At 66.5% G+C, this 18,609-nt stretch carries 18 protein-coding genes; 12 read left to right on the top strand and 6 right to left on the bottom strand.

Annotation, left to right across the window (positions count from 1 at the left end):
• Position 1 precedes the first annotated feature (1 nt).
• Together AB7P10_RS13535 and AB7P10_RS13530 are read right to left on the bottom strand one after the other, a co-directional pair.
• A complete protein-coding gene (locus AB7P10_RS13535; RefSeq protein ID WP_428294380.1) occupies positions 2–1,204 on the bottom strand; it encodes an exo-beta-N-acetylmuramidase NamZ family protein in 1,203 nt (400 codons plus the stop codon).
• 9 nt (positions 1,205–1,213) lie between these two features.
• The gene (locus AB7P10_RS13530) at positions 1,214–1,786 is read right to left on the bottom strand and encodes a DOMON-like domain-containing protein (protein WP_428294379.1); all 573 of its coding nucleotides are present in this window, start codon (positions 1,784–1,786) and stop codon (positions 1,214–1,216) included.
• A gap of 162 nt (positions 1,787–1,948) precedes the next feature.
• On the opposite strand from AB7P10_RS13530, the gene AB7P10_RS13525 reads away from it, so the two are divergent.
• From AB7P10_RS13525 to AB7P10_RS13505, 5 genes are all read left to right on the top strand, one after another.
• Complete coding sequence (locus AB7P10_RS13525; protein ID WP_428294378.1) at positions 1,949–2,815, top strand: GNAT family N-acetyltransferase; 867 nt, start codon at positions 1,949–1,951, stop codon at positions 2,813–2,815.
• A 1-nt stretch (position 2,816) separates the two neighbouring features.
• Positions 2,817–3,743 carry a UDP-2,3-diacylglucosamine diphosphatase gene (locus tag AB7P10_RS13520; protein ID WP_428294377.1) on the top strand — a complete coding sequence of 309 codons (927 nt, stop codon included), beginning with the start codon at positions 2,817–2,819 and terminating at the stop codon, positions 3,741–3,743.
• A 16-nt stretch (positions 3,744–3,759) separates the two neighbouring features.
• A complete protein-coding gene (locus tag AB7P10_RS13515) occupies positions 3,760–4,857 on the top strand; it encodes a glycosyltransferase family 4 protein (RefSeq protein ID WP_428294376.1) in 1,098 nt (365 codons plus the stop codon).
• 76 nt (positions 4,858–4,933) lie between these two features.
• Complete coding sequence (gene ppk1 / locus AB7P10_RS13510) at positions 4,934–7,015, top strand: polyphosphate kinase 1 (RefSeq protein WP_428294375.1); 2,082 nt, start codon at positions 4,934–4,936, stop codon at positions 7,013–7,015.
• 20 nt (positions 7,016–7,035) lie between these two features.
• Positions 7,036–7,518, top strand: coding sequence for a SixA phosphatase family protein (locus AB7P10_RS13505; protein WP_428294425.1), 483 nt, complete (start codon positions 7,036–7,038; stop codon positions 7,516–7,518).
• Between the two features lie 34 nt (positions 7,519–7,552).
• Here the strand turns inward: AB7P10_RS13505 and AB7P10_RS13500 are convergent, their stop codons facing one another.
• Both AB7P10_RS13500 and ppx read right to left on the bottom strand, forming a co-directional pair.
• Positions 7,553–7,990 (bottom strand): hypothetical protein, encoded by a 438-nt coding sequence (locus AB7P10_RS13500; RefSeq protein ID WP_428294374.1) that lies wholly within the window; start codon positions 7,988–7,990, stop codon positions 7,553–7,555.
• A gap of 111 nt (positions 7,991–8,101) precedes the next feature.
• On the bottom strand, positions 8,102–9,586 hold the full coding sequence (gene ppx, locus AB7P10_RS13495) for an exopolyphosphatase (protein ID WP_428294373.1): 1,485 nt from the start codon (positions 9,584–9,586) through the stop codon (positions 8,102–8,104).
• A gap of 226 nt (positions 9,587–9,812) precedes the next feature.
• Here ppx and pstS point away from each other — a divergent pair, with 226 nt between their 5' ends.
• From pstS to phoR, 7 genes are all read left to right on the top strand, one after another.
• Positions 9,813–10,844, top strand: coding sequence for a phosphate ABC transporter substrate-binding protein PstS (gene pstS, locus AB7P10_RS13490; protein WP_428294372.1), 1,032 nt, complete (start codon positions 9,813–9,815; stop codon positions 10,842–10,844).
• A gap of 111 nt (positions 10,845–10,955) precedes the next feature.
• Complete coding sequence (gene pstC, locus AB7P10_RS13485) at positions 10,956–11,936, top strand: phosphate ABC transporter permease subunit PstC (RefSeq protein ID WP_428294424.1); 981 nt, start codon at positions 10,956–10,958, stop codon at positions 11,934–11,936.
• A 21-nt stretch (positions 11,937–11,957) separates the two neighbouring features.
• Positions 11,958–12,812, top strand: coding sequence for a phosphate ABC transporter permease PstA (pstA, locus tag AB7P10_RS13480; RefSeq protein WP_428294371.1), 855 nt, complete (start codon positions 11,958–11,960; stop codon positions 12,810–12,812).
• A gap of 52 nt (positions 12,813–12,864) precedes the next feature.
• The gene (pstB, locus tag AB7P10_RS13475; RefSeq protein WP_428294370.1) at positions 12,865–13,668 is read left to right on the top strand and encodes a phosphate ABC transporter ATP-binding protein PstB; all 804 of its coding nucleotides are present in this window, start codon (positions 12,865–12,867) and stop codon (positions 13,666–13,668) included.
• Between the two features lie 54 nt (positions 13,669–13,722).
• Entirely contained in the window at positions 13,723–14,424 is a 702-nt protein-coding gene (gene phoU / locus AB7P10_RS13470; protein ID WP_428294369.1) for a phosphate signaling complex protein PhoU, read from the top strand.
• Positions 14,421–15,152 carry a phosphate regulon transcriptional regulator PhoB gene (gene phoB / locus AB7P10_RS13465; protein ID WP_428294368.1) on the top strand — a complete coding sequence of 244 codons (732 nt, stop codon included), beginning with the start codon at positions 14,421–14,423 and terminating at the stop codon, positions 15,150–15,152. The genes phoU and phoB overlap by 4 nt, the downstream gene beginning before the upstream one ends.
• Entirely contained in the window at positions 15,149–16,468 is a 1,320-nt protein-coding gene (gene phoR, locus AB7P10_RS13460; protein ID WP_428294367.1) for a phosphate regulon sensor histidine kinase PhoR, read from the top strand. The genes phoB and phoR overlap by 4 nt, the downstream gene beginning before the upstream one ends.
• Here the strand turns inward: phoR and AB7P10_RS13455 are convergent.
• On the bottom strand, positions 16,458–18,191 hold the full coding sequence (locus AB7P10_RS13455; protein WP_428294366.1) for a hypothetical protein: 1,734 nt from the start codon (positions 18,189–18,191) through the stop codon (positions 16,458–16,460). The genes phoR and AB7P10_RS13455 overlap by 11 nt on opposite strands.
• 132 nt (positions 18,192–18,323) lie before the next feature.
• Complete coding sequence (locus tag AB7P10_RS13450) at positions 18,324–18,578, bottom strand: type B 50S ribosomal protein L31 (protein WP_428294365.1); 255 nt, start codon at positions 18,576–18,578, stop codon at positions 18,324–18,326.
• Positions 18,579–18,609: the final 31 nt, after the last annotated feature.

Below are 18,609 nucleotides of genomic sequence, written 5' to 3'. Positions count from 1 at the left end.
TTCAGTAGAGCAGGTGGGGCCTGCGCGCCTCCGCCCAGGCGGCCTCGTCGGTGGCCGCCGCAGCCTCCAGAACCTCTGGCGCGGCGGTGACATCGTCCACCCACTCGCGCAGCAGGGGTCCGCCGTTGATGAGATCGATCGCCAGGCGGTCGTGCTCGTATTCGTAGGCAAAGTCGCGCCACAACGGGTATTCGGGCGACTGCAGGCGCAGGGCGCGAAACGCCAGGGCCTGCAGGCGCCACGGCTTGAAGGCCACATGGTCGTAGTGGCTCGGGTCTTCCACATGGATTTGCACGCCGGCGCACAACTGCCCCACGTGCTTGTGGAAGGTGGGCTCGAAGAAGCATTCGCGCAGCACGCAGCCCCGCAGCCATTGCGGTGCGAGGCCGCGCATGTCGTCGATCAGGCGACGTGCGTCGATACCCGGTGCACCAAAGAGCTCCAGCGGCCGCGTCGTGCCGCGGCCTTCGCTGAGCGTGGTGCCTTCAAGCATCACGGTCCCGGCGTAAGCGCGCGCCATCGAGAGGTTGGCGGCGTTCGGGCTCGGGTTGACCCAGGTGCGGCCCTCGGGCCAGCCAAAGCCTGGAGCAGCGTCGGGCTGCCAGCCGGTCATGGCGATCACGCGGTACTCCAGTTGCAAACCGAGCGTGGCAATGAACCAGTGCCCGAGTTCGCCCATCGTCATGCCGTGGCGCATGGGCATGGGACCCGCCCCCACGAAGCTCTCCCAGCCCTCGCGCAGCGTGAGTCCCTCGATCGGCCGGCCCGCCGGGTTCGGGCGGTCCAGCACCCAGACCGCCTTGCCATGCCGTGCGGCAGCTTCCAGCACATAGCGCAGCGTGGTGATGAACGTATAGATGCGGCAGCCCAGGTCTTGCAGGTCGACCAGCAGCACGTCGAAGCTGCCCATCATGGCGTCGGTCGGGCGGCGCACCGTGCCGTACAGGCTGAACACGGGAATGCCCAGGCGCGGGTCGTGGAAGTCGGGGGACTCGACCATGTTGTCCTGCTTGTCGCCGCGCAGGCCATGCTGCGGGCCGAAAGCAGCGCTGAGCCGGACATCGGGCAGGGCGGCCAGCGCGTCCAGCGAATGGGTCAGGTCGCGTGTGACCGACGCGGGGTGGGCGAGCAGGGCGACACGGCGGCCGCCCAGGGGCGCGCGCAGGGCCGGGTCTTGCAGGAAACGTTCGATGCCGAATTGCATGGGGTTGGGTCAGTTCAGGGGGGCGGCCAGCCGCAGGGTGCGGCCGTCTGCGTGGTGAAAGTCCGGGCGTTGGCCCGGGTGGTGCAGTGACCAATAGCTCAGGCGTCCGTCGCGCTCCTCGATCACGGCGCACAGGCCGATGGACAGTACAGCCGGGCTGTGCGGCAGTGCACCAGCAGGCACGCGCGCAGTGAGCGTGAGCGCTTCGGGTGTGATGGCGGCCAGCGGTGCGGACAGCCGCACGGGGTGCCTGCTTTCGGCCACGGTATCGCGTGCCCGTTCGGCGCAAAAGCGGTACGCCGCCCAGGCGCTGGAGGATGAGAAATTGAACTCCTGGTAGGCGGCTTCGTCGGCGGCCGCCACAAAGGCCTCGAAACAGGTGTGTTGCCAAAGTCCATCGGTGGCAACTGGTGCGGAGGGAGACGGGAGGCGCAGCGCCGTGGTGTCACCACGCAGCGTGTAGCGCAGGTGCAGGGCATCGACGCCAGCGCGCACCTCCGCCGACACGGCCAGCGTCACACCGGCTGGCGTCGAAGGGTGGCAGTGCAACTGCGCGCGAAGGGGAGCGGGGCTGGGCGTCACGGCTTCGTATTCTGGCAGGCCGCCGCGCGGGCAGCCGGGTGTCACCCAAAGTTCACATGTCTGCCATGTGAGGGTCATGCCTGGTTCGCACACTGCCTGTTCATGACCACAGCTTCCATCCCCTTCGCGCCCCGGTCGGGTGCACTGTCGCAGGAGCCCGCCATGAAAGAACTGCCCACGCCCACGCTGGATCTCTCGCCAGTGTCACTGCCACGGGGGTCGCTTCATCCCCGCTCGCCTTTCACGCCTGCGCCGCTGGTGGCGCCGTCGCCGAGTGCACCCGGTGCCACCACCGGCATCGACGTTTCGTGGGCGAGCCATCTGGACGAAGTACGTGAGGCGCAAAGGCTGAGATTCGATGTCTTCGCTACCGAAATGGGCGCACGCCTGCCGCAGGCGCTGCCAGGCCACGACGTCGACCTGTTCGACGATTTCTGTGAACACTTGCTGGTTCGGGACGCGGCCAGCCGGCGCGTGATCGGCACCTACCGCGTGCTCACGCCCGCGCAGGCCAAACGCGTGGGCAGCACCTACAGCGACACCGAGTTCGATCTGACGCGCTTGCGCCAGGTGCGCGATCGCATGGTGGAACTGGGGCGCAGCTGCGTGCACCGGGAGCATCGCCACGGCGGCGTGATCATGGCGCTGTGGGGTGCGCTGGCCGAATTCATGGTGCGCAACCAGCTCGACACCATGATTGGCTGCGCCAGCATCCCGATGCAGCATGAGGGCCCGCATGGCATGGTGGGTGGCGGTCATGCCGCGGCCAGCATCTGGCGCCAGGTGAAGGACAAACACCTGGCCCCGATCGACTGCCATGTGCGACCGCGCCTGCCGCTGCCCATCGAGCAACTGGACGACACGCTGGATGTGGAACCGCCTGCGCTGATCAGGGGCTATCTGCGGCTGGGCGCCAGGGTGCTCGGCCCACCGGCCTGGGACCCCGATTTCAACGCCGCAGACTTGCCCATGCTCATGCGCATCTCGAATTTGCCGGCGCGCTACCGCAAACATTTCCTGGGGGCTTGACATGGCACCCCCCGCCGCGCTTCGCTCGACCCTCCAGGGGGCGGCTCTGGCGGCCTGGCACAGCCAGTTCCGCGGTGACCTGGCCGATGGGGGCGCCGCGCCGTCGCGCGATGACGAGCCCCATGGCGATGGCGGCGAACGGGCCCGATACCGGACCGTTTTCATCTCCGATCTGCATCTGGGCACGGCCGGCTGCCAGGCCCGACCCCTGCTGGACTTTCTCAAGCACCACCCGAGCCACACGCTGTACCTGGTGGGCGACATCATTGACGGCTGGCAACTGCGCCGCAAGTGGTACTGGCCGCAGGCGCACAACGACGTGGTGCAGAAGCTGCTGCGCCGCTCGCGCAAGGGCTGTCGCGTGGTGTTCGTGCCGGGCAACCACGACGAGTTCGCGCGTCAGTTTGACGGCCACAACTTCGGTGGCATCGAAGTCGCCAACGAGGCGGTGCACACCACGGTCGACGGCAGGCAGCTGTGGATCGTGCATGGCGACCACTTCGATGGCGTCATCCAGTGCGCCAAGTGGCTGGCCTACCTGGGGGACAACGCCTACGAACTCACGCTGCGCCTGAACAGGCACCTGAATTCGCTGCGCGCGCGCCTGGGCCTGCCGTACTGGTCGCTTTCGCAGTACCTCAAGCACAGGGTCAAGAGCGCCCTGAACTACGTGACCGACTTCGAGCGCGCCGTGGCCGCCGAGGCCCGCGCCCGCGGTTACCAGGGGGTGGTCTGCGGACACATCCACCGCGCTGAGATGCGCCACATCGATGGCACGCTCTATTGCAACGACGGCGACTGGGTGGAAAGCCTGACCGCGCTGGTCGAGCACCTCGACGGCAGGCTGGAGCTGGTGCAGTGGCGCCCTGACGAGCGCGAAGCCGGGCCGGTGCCACAGGCCGACGAGGCCCGCGTGCCAGCCGGGTGAGAACGTCCAGCCCGCCATGAAGATCCTGATCGTGACCGATGTCTGGCATCCGCAGGTCGGCGGGGTGGTCACCACGCTGACGGAACTGGTGCGCCAGCTGCAGGTGCACGGTCACGAGGTCGTGGTGATCCAGCCTGGTCAGTTCCGCACCTGGCCGTGTCCAGGACGTGCCGGCATCGACCTTGCGCTGTTCCCGGGCAGCAGGCTGCGCGAGCTGATCGATGTGGCCGCACCCGATGCGATCCACATCGCGACCGAAGGCCCTCTGGGCTGGGCGGCGCGGCGCCACTGCCTGCGCCACAGGCTGAGTTTCACCACGGCGTTTCATACGCGACTGCCCGAGACCCTGCACGCGGCAATGCGCCTGCCGATTGCCTGGGGGTATGCGCTGTTGCGCTGGTTCCACCGGCCCAGCCGGGGCGTGATGGTGCCCACCCAGCGGGACTTCCACATGCTCAGGGTGCGCGGATTTCGGCAGTTGCTTGCCTGGACGCCCGGTGTGGATTCGCGCCTGTTCACGCTGGCCGATGCACCGGGGGCTGGCCTGCCACTGGGTCCGCTGGCCCATCCGGTCAGCCTGTACGTGGGGCGCATCGCCCCCGAGAGGAACCTGGAGGCTTTCCTGCGTATGGATGTGCCGGGCAGCAAGGTCGTGTGCGGCGTGGGGCCGATGCAGTCGGCGCTGCGCCATCGCTATCCCTATGTGCACTGGCTGGGCGTGTTGCCGCGGCACGAACTCGCGCGCCTGTATGCCGCGGCCGATGTGTTCGTGTTCCCCGGTCGCGGCGAGACGTCCGGTCTGGCGATGCTGGAGGCCATGGCCTGCGGTGTGCCGGTGGCTGCCTATCCGGTGGCGGGGCCCATGCAGGTGATCGGCGACAGCGGTGGCGGAGCGATGCGGGACGATCTGCGTGAAGCCTGGAGCGAGGCGCTCAAGATCAAGCGCCATGAAGCGCGCGATCGGGCGCTGCATTTCGGATGGGGCAGGGCGGCCACGCTGTTCGTGTCCCACCTGAGTGTCTTGAACCGCCCGCGTCGCCATCGGCCCACGGTGGGCCTGTCAGAGCCGCGTGGTGCGAAACTGTCACACAAACGTCATCACGCCGTTGAATAATCGTCACATGGTGCGCCACAGACCCATGACCGGGAGCGGCGGGCAACGGGCGGACTCCACGAATCCAGCGGTTTCCATGAGCGGCAACAACCACAATCAGAAGATCCCCTTTCTCGATCGCGACCACAGCATCCTGGCCTTCAACGAACGCGTGATGGACTGGGCGCGCCGACCCGACGTGCCCCTGCTGGAACGACTGCGCTACCTGAGCATTGTGTCCAGCAATCTCGACGAGTTCTTCGAGGTGCGCGTGGCCCCGCACCTCACCGCGATGCGGACCAACGAACAGCGCGGGCCGTATACCGCGCAGACCTACGAGCGCCTGTCGGACCAGGTCCACGCGCTGGTGGCGCAACAGTACGCGATCTACAACGACGAACTCCTGCCGCTGCTGGAGAAAAAGGGTGTCAAGCTGATTTCGCACGGTGAACGCAACCCGCGACAGCGGCGCTGGGTCAAGGACTTCTTTGTCCGGGAGGTGCAACCCCTGCTGATGCCCGTCGGGCTGGACCCTGCCCACCCGTTCCCGCAGGTGGCGAACAAGTCGCTCAACTTCATCGTGCGCCTGACGGGCAAGGACGCGTTCGGGCGCGAGAACGAGATCGCGATCGTGAAAGTTCCGCGCATCCTGCCGCGTTTCTTCCGCATGCCACCGGTCAAGGGTTCGAAACAGACGCACTTCGTCTCCATCTCCAGCCTGATCCGTTCGCACCTGGGTGACCTGTTCCCGGGTCGCCAGGTCACCGAGTTCTCGCAGTTCCGCGTCACGCGCCACTCGGACCTGGCGGTGGATGAGGAAGAGGTGAAGAACCTGCGCACGGCGCTGCGCAAGGGCTTGCAGCAGCGCCACTATGGCCAGGCACTGCGGCTGGAGGTTTCCGCAGGATGCTCGGTCTACCTGTCCAACTTCCTGCTTGAACAGTTTGCGTTGCCTGAAAGCGCTCTCTACCGCGTGCCGGGTCCGGTGAACCTGGTGCGGCTGAACCAGCTCATCGACAAGGTCGACGCACCGGCCCTGCGTTTCGAGACCTACAACGCCGGCTGGCCGGCGCAGCTCCATCCCGGTCAGTCGTATTTCGAGCGGCTGCAGCAGGGTGACGTGCTGATTCACCAGCCCTACGAGAGCTTTGACGCCGTGCTGGCCTTCCTGCGCGAGGCCGTGGAAGACCCTGATGTGCTGGCCATCAAGCAGACCATCTACCGCACCGGCGCCAAGTCCGAACTGATGAACCTGCTGCGCGAGGCTGTGCGACGGGGCAAGGAAGTGACGGCGGTGGTGGAGCTCAAGGCGCGATTCGACGAAGAGGCCAACATCAACTACGCCGAGCGGCTGGAGTCGGTGGGTGCGCAGGTGGTGTACGGCGTGGTGGGGCTCAAGACCCACGCCAAGATGCTGCTGGTGACGCGGCGCGAGGCCCACGGGCTGCGGCGCTACGCGCACCTGTCCACCGGCAACTACAACCCCGGCACGGCGCGCCTCTACACCGATCTGAGCTACCTCACGGCCGACGACGCGCTCACGGCCGACATGGAGCAGATCTTCCTGCACCTGGCAAGCCAGAACCGCCTGCCGAGGCTGAACAAGGCATTGATCGCCCCCTTTCACCTGCACCGGGCCATGCTCGACAAGGTCGAGGCAGCCGGGGCCGCGGCCAAGGCCGGTGGGGACGCGCGCATCATCCTCAAGATGAACGCGCTCACGGACGAGCCCATGGCGCGCGCGCTGGCGCTGGCCTCGCAGCAGGGCGTGAAGGTCGATCTCATCGTGCGTGGCGCCTGCATCCTGCCGGCACAGCTGCCCGGTTTCACCGACAACGTGCGCATCCGCTCGGTGATTGGTCGACTGCTCGAACATTCGCGGGTGTTCTATTTCCGGACCGGTGAAACCGAAGAGCTGTGGCTCTCCAGCGCCGACTGGATGAACCGCAACATGTTGCGCCGCATCGAACTGGCCTGGCCGGTGACGGACAGCGGGCTTCGGCATCGCATCATCGACGAATGCCTGCTCGCCTACCTGCATGACACCCGGGACGCCTGGTTGCTGCAGCCCGATGGCCGCTACGTGCCAGCGGCCACCCCGGGCGGCGCGCGCGGCCGCCCGCAGGCACTGCACTCGGCCCAGGCGAGCCTCATGGCCCGCTACGGCAGCAAGGGCTGAACATGGTCGAGAGCCGCGGCATGGATCTGATCCTGTGGCGGCATGCCGAGGCGCACGACCACCCGGATCTGCTCGCGGGGCGCCCCGGCGACGCGCTGGACCTGGCGCGCCGCCTCACCCCGCGCGGCGAGAAGCAGGCCGCGCGCATGGCGGCCTGGCTGGACCGCCAGTTGCCCAACGGGGCGCGCATCTGGAGCAGCCCCGCCGTGCGCTGTGAGCAGACGGCCCTGGCCCTGGGGCGCAAATTCAAGCTGCGCGACGAACTTGCCCCCGAAGGCGATCCGCTGGCCTTGCTCGAGCTCGTGCAATGGCCGAGCGGCAAGTCGCCCGTGCTGGTGGTGGGACACCAGCCCACGCTGGGTCGGGTGGTGGCCCGCCTGCTCGGCCTGACCGAGGAGGACTGTTCGGTGAAGAAGGGCGCCGTGTGGTGGCTGCGCCACCGCGAGCGTGGCAGCACGGGCCAGACGGTGGTGGTCACCGTTCAGACGCCGGAGCTGATCTGACACCGCACGGCCCGTTGGGCCGGCGTGGGAGCGCTCAGGCTGCTTTTGCCGGAGCGGGGCGGCGGCGTGCCACAGGGCGCTTGGCGGCGGCCCTCGGTGTGGACACCGCCTTTTTGGCAACTGGCTTGGCAGCGGCCTTGCGCGGTGCCGGTTTCTTCATCGGGACCTTGGCCGCGGGCTTCAACGCCGGCTTCCCGGCGGTTTTCGTGGCTGCCTTCTTCTCGGTGGTGGCCGGCCGGCCGGTCTTGAGCGTGGGCACCGCCGACAGCGCGGCCTTGTAGGCGGCATCGTTCAGGCCTTGCAAGACCATCAGCCCGGCGCGCAGCAATTCGCTCTTCTTCACGCTGGTGCCCAGCGCGATGGCGCGCGTCTTGAGCGCGTCAATCGCGGCGAATTCGGTCTTGGGGATCGTGAAACTGTCGCGCACCAGCTTGGGTTTCTTGGGGTTGGTCTTGCTGCTCTGGCTGGCCATGTACGGGCTCCTGGAAGATGATCGGACGGAAAGTATAAACGGTATATACCGTTTATACGGTTGTGACACTGGTGTGACAGCCCGATGACACCCGCGCCGGCCGACCGCGCTTCAGCGGATGTCGGCCGTGAACTTCCAGGCCGACTTCTGCCAGGCCACCACTTCCTCGCCCAGCAGCCAGGCCGACTGCGGATAGCGCCGGGCCCAGCCCGGGTTGGTGGAGAGCTTGAAGGCGCGCGGTTTGTAGCTCAGCTTGACCGACTCGTGTTCGGGCATCTGGCGGGCATGGCACAGCAGCACCGCCAGCCGCAGCGCCATCAGCTGCTTGGCGAACAGTTCGTCCATCAGCGCCGCTTCGAGCTTGCGCAGCTTGCCGCGCTGGCCCATGACGAGCTGGCTCATTCGGTGCAGCTCCGGCAGGGAGAACCCGGGCGCGTCGACGTTGTCGAGGATGTAGGCGCCGTGGTGGTGCGAGCGATCGTGCGAGATGTGCGTGCCGATCTCGTGCAGCCGCGCGGCCCAGGCCAGTTTCTGCGAGTAGCGTTCGTTCTGTGCGTCAACCGCGGCAATCTGAGCGAACAGGGCGGTGCTGACTTCACTGACCCGTTTGCCCTGGGCCTCGTCGGCCGAGAAGCGACTGGCGAGCCAGCGCACCGTGCGCTCGCGCACATCGCCACCGTGGGTGTCCCGGTCGATCAGGTCGTACAGGGCACCGTGTCGCAACGCGCCCTGAGCAGGAATCATCTGTTCGATGCCGAACAGGTCAAAGATCGCGCGCAGCACGCTCAGGCCGCCGCCGATCACCGGGCGCCGGTCGTCCTTGAGCCCCTCCAGGCGCAATTGCTCGGCGCTGCCGGCCTTGATCAGGCGCTCCGTCAGCCAGTCCAGGCCCGAGCGCGTGACCAGGCCCGTGGCCCAGCCGTTGGCGCCGAGCATGTCGGCCACCGCGCCCACGGTGCCGGAGGAGCCGTAGGCGATCGTCCATTCGGCGGGTGGAAACTTGTCCAGTGCCTCGTCGATCACGGCCTTGGCCGCCACTTCCGCGGTCTTGAAGGCCGCCGCGGTGAACTGGCCGCGCGGAAAGTAGCGCGTGGACCAGGCCACGCTGCCCAGGCGGTAGGACTCCATGGCGCGTGCGGTGTAGCCCTCGCCCATGATCATTTCGGTGGAGCGCCCGCCGATGTCCACCACCAGCCGCTTTTCGTCCGAGTGCGGCAGCAAGCGCGAGACGCCCTGGTAGATCAGGCGCGCCTCTTCATAGCCGGACACCACCTCGATGGAAAAGCCCAGGATGGCCTGGGCATTGCGCAGGAATTCGTCGCGGTTTTTCGCTTCCCGCAACGTCTGGGTGGCCACGGCCCGCACCTGCTGCTTCTTGAAGCCGTGCAGGCGTTCGGCGAAGCGCGCCAGGCATTCCCAGCCGCGTTCCATGGCGGCCTGACTGAGGTTCTTGTCCTCGTCCAGCCCTGTTCCCTGGCGAACGGTCTCCTTCAGGTACTCGATGCGCTCGATGTGCCCGGAGTGGTAACGGCCAATCTCCAGCCGAAAACTGTTGGAGCCTAGGTCGACGGCGGCAAGAAGGGTTCCGTTTTGCATGCGGGAAAAAGGGGCGGGGCCGCCGGAAGGGGCTGGTCAGCGGGGATGGGCGAGGACAGGCAGCGCTGCGTGAGCCCGGATTGTGACGCATGGCCAGGGGCGGGTCTGTGTTTCGGCGCGCATCGGGTCAACCGCTCCTGTGACAAGTCTGTGGTGTCACACCGTTGTCACATTGCCTGCCTAGAGTCCTCCTTGTTCCTGTTTTCCAACCGCAAGGAGTCACTTCATGATCACCAAACGCATCTTCCTCAAGACCGTGGCCGCCGCTGCGCTGGCCACCACCGGCATGGGCTCCGCATTCGCCGCCGACATCACCGGTGCCGGCGCCACCTTTCCCTTCCCGATCTACGCCAAGTGGGCCGAAGCCTACAAGAAGGAAACCGGCACCGGCCTGAACTACCAGTCCATCGGCTCGTCGGGTGGTCTGCGCCAGATCCGCGCCAAGACCGTGGCCTTCGGTGCATCGGACGCGCCCGTCTCCGGCGCCGACCTCGAAAAGGACGGCATGGTGCAGTTCCCCGCCATCATCGGCGGCACGGTCCCCGTGATCAATCTCGACGGCTTCAAGCCTGGCGAACTGCGCGTGACCGGCCCGGTGCTGGCCGAAATGTTCCTGGGCAAGATCAGCAAGTGGAACGACCCCAAGCTGGCCGCCCTGAACCCGGGCAAGACCCTGCCGGACGCCAACATCACGGTGGTGCACCGCGCCGACGGCTCGGGCACGACGTTCAACTGGACCGACTACCTCACCGCCGTGAGCAAGGAGTGGGCCGACACCGTGGGCAAGGGCGCTGCCGTGAAGTGGCCTGCACCTTCCTCCGTCGGCGGCAAGGGCAACGAAGGCGTGGCCGCCAACGTGAACCGCGTCAAGGGCGCGCTGGGCTACGTGGAATACGCCTACGTCAAGAAGAACAACATGAACTTCCTGCAGCTGCAGAACGCCGATGGCAAGTACGTGAGCCCCGACGACAAGGCCTTCGCTGCCGCCGCCGCGGGCGCCGACTGGTTCAGCGTGCCGGGCATGGGCATCTCGATGGTCAATGCCAAGGGTGCCGACAGCTGGCCCGTGAGCACCGCGTCCTTCATCCTGATGTACAAGGACCCGGCCGACAAAGCGCAGTCCGCCGAGGTGCTGAAGTTCTTTGACTGGGCCTTCAAGAACGGCAAGGGCATGGCCGCCGAACTGGACTATGTCGCACTGCCCGATGCCCTGACCGCGCAGATCCGCTCGAAGGTCTGGACGCAGATCGCCAAGTAAGTCAGGCCGCACCCCGATCCGCGCCCGTCAGGCGGCCCGTTCGGGCCCGGCGGGCGCGGATCACGGGGCGCCATCGTCCGGATGGGAGTCAACATGAGCCTGGGCACCACCATGAGTTCGCAACCAGTGTCCGTCAACGCGGGCAACCCCGACATGGAGTCGATCGCCCGGCGGCAACGAATCCAGGACATCGTCTTTCACCGCGTCACCCAGGGCTTCTCGCTGCTGGTGCTGGTCGCGCTGCTGGGCATCATCGTTTCCCTGTTCATCAATGCCTGGCCCACTTTCCAGAAGTTCGGTTTCGAGTTCATCTGGCGCGTTGAGTGGGACATCATCAACGAAGAATTCGGCGCGGCGATCGCCATCGTCGGCACGCTGGCCAGCGCCAGCACTGCGCTGCTGATCGCGGTGCCGCTGGCGTTCGGCATCGCGCTGTTCCTGACCGAAACCTGCCCGGTGTGGCTGCGCCGGCCACTGGGCACCGCCGTTGAACTGCTGGCCGCCGTGCCTTCGATCATCTACGGCATGTTCGGCCTGTTCGTCTTTGCGCCGCTGTTTGCCGACTACTTCCAGATGCCGGTCCAGCAGATGCTGGGTGGCATGCCCCTGGTGGGCTTCCTGTTTGGCGGCAGCACCAACGGCTTCGGCATCCTGGCCGCCGGCATCGTGCTGGCCTTCATGGTGCTGCCCTTCATTGCGGCGGTGATGCGCGATGTGTTCGAGATCGTGCCGCCCATCCTGCGCGAATCGGCCTACGGCCTGGGCTGCACGACCTGGGAGGTGGTGCGCCGGGTGGTGCTGCCCTACACGCAGAAGGGCGTCATCGGCGGCATCATGCTCGGCCTGGGTCGTGCCCTGGGCGAGACCATGGCCGTCACCTTCGTGATCGGCAATGCCAACCGCATGCCGACCTCGCTGTTCTCGCCGGGTACCTCGATCGCGTCCACGCTGGCCAATGAATTCGGCGAGGCCGCCGATTTCCACCTCTCCACGCTGTTCGCGCTGGGTTTCCTGCTCTTCGTCATCACTTTCATCGTGCTCTCGGCGGCCAAGATCATGCTGCTGCGCGCCGAGAAGGCCAAGGGCCTCTGAACGTCCACACCGAGAGCCATCATGGAATTCAACCAAACCCTCTACAAGCGCCGCCAGCGCTCCAATGCCGTCGGACTGACCCTGTCCATGGGCGCCATGGTGCTGGGCCTGTTCGTGCTGCTCTGGATCCTGGTCGTGCTGTTCGGCAACGGTTTCGCCGCGCTGGACTGGAACATGTTCACCGAATCCACTCCGGCCCCGGGCAGCGAAGGCGGTGGTCTGGCCAACGCCATTGTCGGCAGCCTGATGATGGTCGGCTTCTCGGTGCTGGTCTCCACACCCGTGGGCATCTTCGCCGGCGTCTACCTGGCTGAGTACGGCGACACCAGCAAGACCGCCGAACTCACCCGCTTCGTCACCGACATCATGCTCTCGGCACCGTCCATCGTGCTGGGCCTGTTCGTGTATGCGATCGCAGTGGCCACCGTGGGCAACTTCTCCGGCTGGGCCGGTAGTCTGGCGCTGTCGCTGATCGCGGTGCCCGTGGTCGTGCGCACCACCGAGAACATGCTGCGCCTGGTGCCCGGCAGCCTGCGGGAAGCGGCGTTTGCCCTGGGCGCGCCGCGCTGGAAAGTGGCCACCATGGTGACGCTGCGCGCGGCCAAGAGCGGCGTCATGACGGGCCTGCTGCTGGCCGTGGCCCGCATCAGCGGCGAAACCGCGCCGCTGCTGTTCACCGCGCTGAACAACCAGTTCTTCAGCACCAACATGGGCGCGCCCATGGCCAACCTGCCGGTGGTGATCTTCCAGTTCGCGCTCAGCCCTTACGACAACTGGATCCGTCTGGCCTGGGGCGGCGCCTTGCTGATCACCCTCTCGGTGCTGGTGCTCAACGTCGTCGCGCGGGTATTCCTGCGCGAGAAGACGACCGGCTGAACCCACACCCACCCACCGAACCCGTTGAAGAGTCACTGATATGGACATGACCATGCCGAACGTTGCCGCTACTGCCGCCATTGCCCAGCCGGCCACCACCGCCAGGAATGCGCTCGAGTTGCGCAACCTGAACTTCTTCTATGGCAAGTTCCAGGGCCTGAAGAACGTCAACATGAACATCGAGGAGCGCAAGGTCACTGCCTTCATCGGTCCTTCGGGCTGTGGCAAGTCCACGCTGCTGCGCACGCTCAACCGCATGTACAGCCTGTATCCGGGACAGCGCGCCGAGGGGCAGATCAATTTCTACGGCCAGAACATCCTGGATGCCAAGCAGGACATCAACCTGCTGCGAGCGCGCATCGGCATGGTGTTCCAGAAGCCCACGCCGTTTCCCATGTCGATCTACGACAACATCGCCTTTGGCGTGAAGCTGTACGAAGATCTGTCCAAGGGCGAGATGGACGACCGCGTCGAATGGGCGCTGTCCAAGGCCGCGCTGTGGAACGAGGTGAAGGACAAGCTCAACCAGAGCGGTCTGTCGCTCTCGGGCGGTCAACAGCAGCGCCTGTGCATCGCGCGCAGCGTGGCGGTCAAGCCCTCGGTGTTGCTGCTGGACGAGCCAACCTCCGCGCTGGACCCGATTTCCACCGGCAAGGTGGAGGAACTGGTGCACGAGCTCAAGCAGGACTACACCATCGCCATCGTCACACACAACATGCAGCAGGCCGCCCGTTGCAGCGACTACACCGCCTACATGTACCTGGGCGAGCTGATCGAATTCGGTTCGACCGAGCAGATCTTCTTCAAACCTGGCAAGACCGAGACGGAAGACTACATCACGGGGCGTTTCGGCTGACGTGGCCCGGCCATCCGACAACCGCATGTCCAGCGCCAACACGGGAGACCTTTCATGAGCGACAAACACATTTCCAGCCAGTTCGACGCCGAGTTGAACTCCATTTCCACCCACGTGCTCGAAATGGGCGGCCTCGTCGAGTCCCAGCTGCACCAGGCGGTGTATGCCCTGATTCACATGAGTCTGGAGTCGGCCGAGCAGGTGCTCGAGAACGAGGCACGCATCAACACCATGGAGCTGCAGATCGATCACGAGATCATCTCCACCATCGGCCGCCGACAGCCCACGGCGCGCGACCTGCGCTTCCTGATGGCGATCTCGCGCACGACGCAGAACCTGGAACGCGCTGGCGATGAGGTCGCCCGCATCGCCCGCATGGTCAAATCCATCATTCAGGGCGGTTCGCCGCGCAACCTGCCCAGTTCGGAGCTGCGCATGGCCGCCGACCTGGCCGCCGCGCTGCTGCGCAAGACACTGGATTCGTTTGCCCGGCTTGACACCACCATGGCGGTGGCGATCATCAAGGGCGACAACGCCATCGATCACGAGTACAACGGTTTCCTGAGAAAACTCATTACCTACATGATGGAAGACCCCCGTACCATCTCCCCGAGCCTGGACCTGCTGTTCCTGGCCAAGTCGATCGAGCGCGTGGGCGACCACGCCAAGAACATCGCCGAACAGATCATCTTCATCGTCAAGGGCGAAGACGTGCGCCACACGCCGGCGTCGGAAGTGGAGTCGGTGGTCGGATGAGAAAACTACCCAGGGTTCTGGTGGTGGAGGACGAGCCTTCCATTGCCGAACTGATCGCCGTCAACCTGCGCCACAACGGTTTTGCGCCAACCGTGGTGTTTGACGGTGCGGCGGCCCAGCGCGAGGTGGGCGCGGTGCTCCCCGACGTGATCCTGCTCGACTGGATGCTGCCCGGTGAAAGCGGCGCCGTGCTGGCGCGCCAGTGGCGCAAGAACGAACGCACCAAGACGGTCCCCATCCTCATGCTGACCGCGCGAAGCGACGAAAGCGACAAGGTGCAGGGCCTGGACGCGGGTGCCGACGACTACATCACCAAGCCGTTCTCCACCCAGGAACTGCTGGCGCGCATCCGGGCGGTGCTGCGCCGGCGTGCGCCGGAGATCATCAACGACTCCGTTCAGGTAGGTGAACTGGCGCTGGACACCTCGACCTACCGGGTGACTTTCCGCGGCAACGAACTCAAGGTCGGGCCCACCGAATTCAAGCTGCTGCACTACCTCATGAAGCACGCGGAGCGGGTGCACACCCGTGGTACGCTGCTCGACAAGGTCTGGGGAGACCATGTCTTCATCGAGGAGCGAACCGTGGACGTGCATGTCAAGCGATTGAGGGAATCACTGGGTGAAGCGTCCGCCATGGTGGAAACCGTGCGCGGCGCGGGCTACCGCCTCACGGCACTCAACAACGCCGGCAAACCGGCGCAAGGCGCACAGACCTCCGCCGCATGACCCGGCGCGCGATCGAGCTGCTGCTCCTGGTGGCGCTGGGAGCGGTCTGGGGTTTGGCCGAAGATTCACCCGGTTTCACCCTCGGCGGAGGCCTGCTGGGTGCCTTGGCATGGTCGGTGCTCGACGGCCTGCGTGCCCGGCGCGTGCTGCGCTGGCTCAACAAGGCCGAGGCCGCGCGAGCGCCGAACCTCGGTGGCGCCTGGGGCGAGCTGGTCGAGCGCTGCCGCAAGCTGATCAAGAAGCTGGAGAAAAAAGCGCAGAGCAGCGACGCGCGGCTGGAAGACTTCCTCGCCGCGATCCAGGCTTCCCCCAATGGCGTCGTGCTGCTGGACTCTTCCGGGCGGATCGAATGGTCCAACCTCACGGCGGCCAACCACCTCGGTTTCGACCCCCAGCGCGATCTCGGGCAGTACGTGCGCAACCTGGTGCGCAACCCCGCGTTCACCGCCTATCTGGCGGGTGGCGACTTTGGCCACGAAATCCAGATCGACGGACCGGGCCCACGGCCCTCGCAGCCGACCAAGATCTCGCTGCAGGTGCACCCCTACGGCAAGAAGCGCAAGCTCATGATCTCGCGCGATGTCACTGCGGTTCAGCTGGCCGAGGCCATGCGGCGCGACTTCGTGGCCAACGTCTCGCACGAAATCCGCACGCCGCTGACTGTGCTCAGCGGCTTCGTGGAAACCATGCAAAGCATCCCGCTGGAGGAGTCCGACCGCGCGCGATACCTTGATCTCATGAGCCAGCAGGCGCACCGCATGCAGACCCTGGTGAGCGACCTGCTCACGCTCTCGCGCCTGGAGGGCAGCCCTGCACCAGGGCCGGGTGAATGGATCGACAGCGGGGAGCTGTTGACCCACGTGGTGCAGGAGGCGCGTGGGCTCGCCCAGGCCATCGCGTCGACTCCCCATCTGATCGAACCGGCCAGCGGCCCGGACCTCTGGGTTTCTGGCGCCAAGACCGAGCTGCTCAGCGCAATGTCGAACCTGCTGAGCAACGCGGTGCGCTACACCCCGGGTGGCGGCACCATCCGGCCGGGCTGGCGCATGCGAGAAGAGGGGGGCGCGGAGTTCTTTGTCAGCGACACCGGCCCCGGCATCGCCGCCGAGCACCTGCCCCGGCTCACCGAGCGCTTCTATCGCGTGGACCGCAGCCGCTCACGCGAAACCGGCGGCACGGGCCTCGGCCTGGCCATCGTCAAGCATGTGGCTCAGCGGCACGGCGGGCAGATCGAGGTGCAGAGCACCGTCGGCGTGGGGTCGACGTTTGCGATTGCCCTCCCACCCTCGCGGGTGCGCCAGCGTTTCAGCGACTGACGCGCTGGTACACCAGCAGGCTTTCCTTGTTGTCGGTCAACCGCCGCACCGTGGCCTTGAACGCCCATTCGGTGAGGTTCACCCGCTGATCCAGCGTGGGCTGAGACGCCGGCGCCACGATCAAGCCACGGCACTCGCCCTGACTGGCCGAGCCGGTGCGCACCAGTCGCAACTTGCCGTGGTACTGCAGCGCCGCGATCTGGGCCTGGCTCAGTCCATCGGCCAGCGCGCAGCTCCCGGGCGGTACCAGCCCTGCAATGCGGCGCGAGATCGGGCCGTAGCTGCGACCGAAGTCGAGCAGTGGCAGCCACAGGGTCATGAGCAACAACCAGCACAGCGTGCTGCCCGCGGCTGGCAGCACCAGACTTTTCCACAGCGCCTGGCGGTGTTTGCCCACCCGCCACGCCACCAGCCAGAGCCAGGCGGCCGTGGCCAGTGCTCCCAGGGCAAAGAGCATGAAAGAGAACTCGGGTGTGAAGCCCGGGGCGAGTCGGGCCACATTGGCTGCCGGCTTGGCGGGCACGCCGGTCTGCATGGCCACCCAGATCACCCAGATCACCAGTGCGCAGCCCGAGAAAAACACCAGGGTGAACCAGTCCACGAGCGCCGACAGGCTTCTGCGCAGCGTGGGCAGGGCGAAGGCCGCCAGTGCGGCGAAGGCGGGCAGCGCCAGCAGCAGCGCGCGGTCACGTTCGTCCGACAATGCGCTGTCTGCCACGCCCACCACGGCGGCCCACAGCGGCAATGCGACATGAGGTCGCAGCAGCTGATGGCGCCAGCGCCAGAGCGTCCACAGCACCAGGGGCCAGGCTGGCCAGGTGAACCACACCAGCAACTTGCCCCAGCTGCGCCATTGCACCTCGGCCAGCGGTGTCTGCAGTGCCGGTGCCGGCAGCAGGCCCGCCATGGCCGCCATGGCCATCGCACCCACCAACAATATGGCCGACCACAGCAGAGGGTCGCGCACCGAGGCCGGGGCCTCCAGCAACCAGTTGGTCTCGGGCGCAGGCGTCCCGTCCGTCCGGCGCGACCGCCAGAGCACCAGCAGCAGGCCTGCGCCGAGCAGCCCGGCGATCCAGGGGGCGCCGCTGAGCACCAGTGAGACCAAGGCCACCCCCCAGGCGAACACGCTGCGGCCGGGTTGACGCTGGCCAGAATGGGCCAGCCGCGCCGCGGCATACAGCAGCAGCGACACCAGGGCCAGACGGGCCAGATCGGGCGTGGTTTCGTGTGACAGTTGCGCCAGCCCCAGGCAGGCCATTAGCGCGAGCAGGCCGGCGTCGGCGAGTGCGCGCGCGTAGTCCGTGGGGCGGGCTTCACCGCCAAAAGCAAAGGCCACAGGCTGCGCCGCGGGTTGGCGAGCGAGGTGGTACACCGTGTACCAGGTGCAGACCAGCGTGAGCGCCAGCAGCAGTGCGAACGGAACGCGCACCGCGAACTCGGGCGACGCAAAGGGCAGCAGCTTGATGAAGATCGCGCCCAGCCAATAGGGCAGCGGGCCAGCTTCCTCCGCCAGACGGCCAAGGACCTGGGGTTGCCACCAACTGCTGTGGCCAGCGGCCATCTCCAGCATCACGCCGAATGCCGAGACGTCCGCGTTCTTCCAGGGCTCCCGGCCGAGGAAACCTGGCAGTACGTAGGCGGCGCAGAAGAGGATGAGGACGAGCCGCGGCAAGCGGCGCACGGCCGATTGCGTGACGATGGCGGGGGTGGGCTGGTTCACTGCGGCGAATATTACAGGGCAGCTCCCGAAGGGCTGCCAGCGGCGCACGAAGGCCGGCGAAAAAAAAGCAGCCGGGTGGCTGCTTCATGTGCGCGAGGCACCGGGAGCATGGGCCCCCGGCGTCGCCGCCGCTTACTTGGCGGCCTTGGCGTAGCGGTTGCGGAAACGCTCCACGCGGCCACCCATGTTGTCCACGCTCTTCTGCGTACCGGTGTAGAAGGGGTGCGACTCGCTGGAGGTGTCGAGCTTGTACAGCGGCAGTTCGCGGCCGTCTTCCAGCTTGATCATTTCCTTCGTGTTGGCGCAGGAGCGGGTCACGAACTTGAAACCGTTGGAGAGGTCCTGGAAGCAGACTTCGCGGTAGTTGGGGTGAATGCCTTCTTTCATGGCGTTTCCTTCAGGTCAGGTGCCGCAGCCG

This window comes from Hydrogenophaga sp. (genome assembly GCF_050182545.1).
Classification (GTDB): Bacteria; Pseudomonadota; Gammaproteobacteria; order Burkholderiales; family Burkholderiaceae_C; genus Hydrogenophaga.
Note: the sequence above shows the minus strand (reverse complement) of the source record. Positions and strands in the feature narration are given on the sequence as shown.

Coding starts and splice junctions, on each gene's coding strand:
- AB7P10_RS13535 (WP_428294380.1), bottom strand. CDS start 1,204: ATGCAATTCGGCATCGAACGTTTCCTGCAAGACCCGGCCCTGCGCGCG.
- AB7P10_RS13525 (WP_428294378.1), top strand. CDS start 1,949: ATGAAAGAACTGCCCACGCCCACGCTGGATCTCTCGCCAGTGTCACTG.
- AB7P10_RS13520 (WP_428294377.1), top strand. CDS start 2,817: ATGGCACCCCCCGCCGCGCTTCGCTCGACCCTCCAGGGGGCGGCTCTG.
- AB7P10_RS13515 (WP_428294376.1), top strand. CDS start 3,760: ATGAAGATCCTGATCGTGACCGATGTCTGGCATCCGCAGGTCGGCGGG.
- ppk1 (WP_428294375.1), top strand. CDS start 4,934: ATGAGCGGCAACAACCACAATCAGAAGATCCCCTTTCTCGATCGCGAC.
- AB7P10_RS13505 (WP_428294425.1), top strand. CDS start 7,036: ATGGATCTGATCCTGTGGCGGCATGCCGAGGCGCACGACCACCCGGAT.
- AB7P10_RS13500 (WP_428294374.1), bottom strand. CDS start 7,990: ATGGCCAGCCAGAGCAGCAAGACCAACCCCAAGAAACCCAAGCTGGTG.
- ppx (WP_428294373.1), bottom strand. CDS start 9,586: ATGCAAAACGGAACCCTTCTTGCCGCCGTCGACCTAGGCTCCAACAGT.
- pstS (WP_428294372.1), top strand. CDS start 9,813: ATGATCACCAAACGCATCTTCCTCAAGACCGTGGCCGCCGCTGCGCTG.
- pstC (WP_428294424.1), top strand. CDS start 10,956: ATGAGTTCGCAACCAGTGTCCGTCAACGCGGGCAACCCCGACATGGAG.
- pstA (WP_428294371.1), top strand. CDS start 11,958: ATGGAATTCAACCAAACCCTCTACAAGCGCCGCCAGCGCTCCAATGCC.
- pstB (WP_428294370.1), top strand. CDS start 12,865: ATGCCGAACGTTGCCGCTACTGCCGCCATTGCCCAGCCGGCCACCACC.
- phoU (WP_428294369.1), top strand. CDS start 13,723: ATGAGCGACAAACACATTTCCAGCCAGTTCGACGCCGAGTTGAACTCC.
- phoB (WP_428294368.1), top strand. CDS start 14,421: ATGAGAAAACTACCCAGGGTTCTGGTGGTGGAGGACGAGCCTTCCATT.
- phoR (WP_428294367.1), top strand. CDS start 15,149: ATGACCCGGCGCGCGATCGAGCTGCTGCTCCTGGTGGCGCTGGGAGCG.
- AB7P10_RS13450 (WP_428294365.1), bottom strand. CDS start 18,578: ATGAAAGAAGGCATTCACCCCAACTACCGCGAAGTCTGCTTCCAGGAC.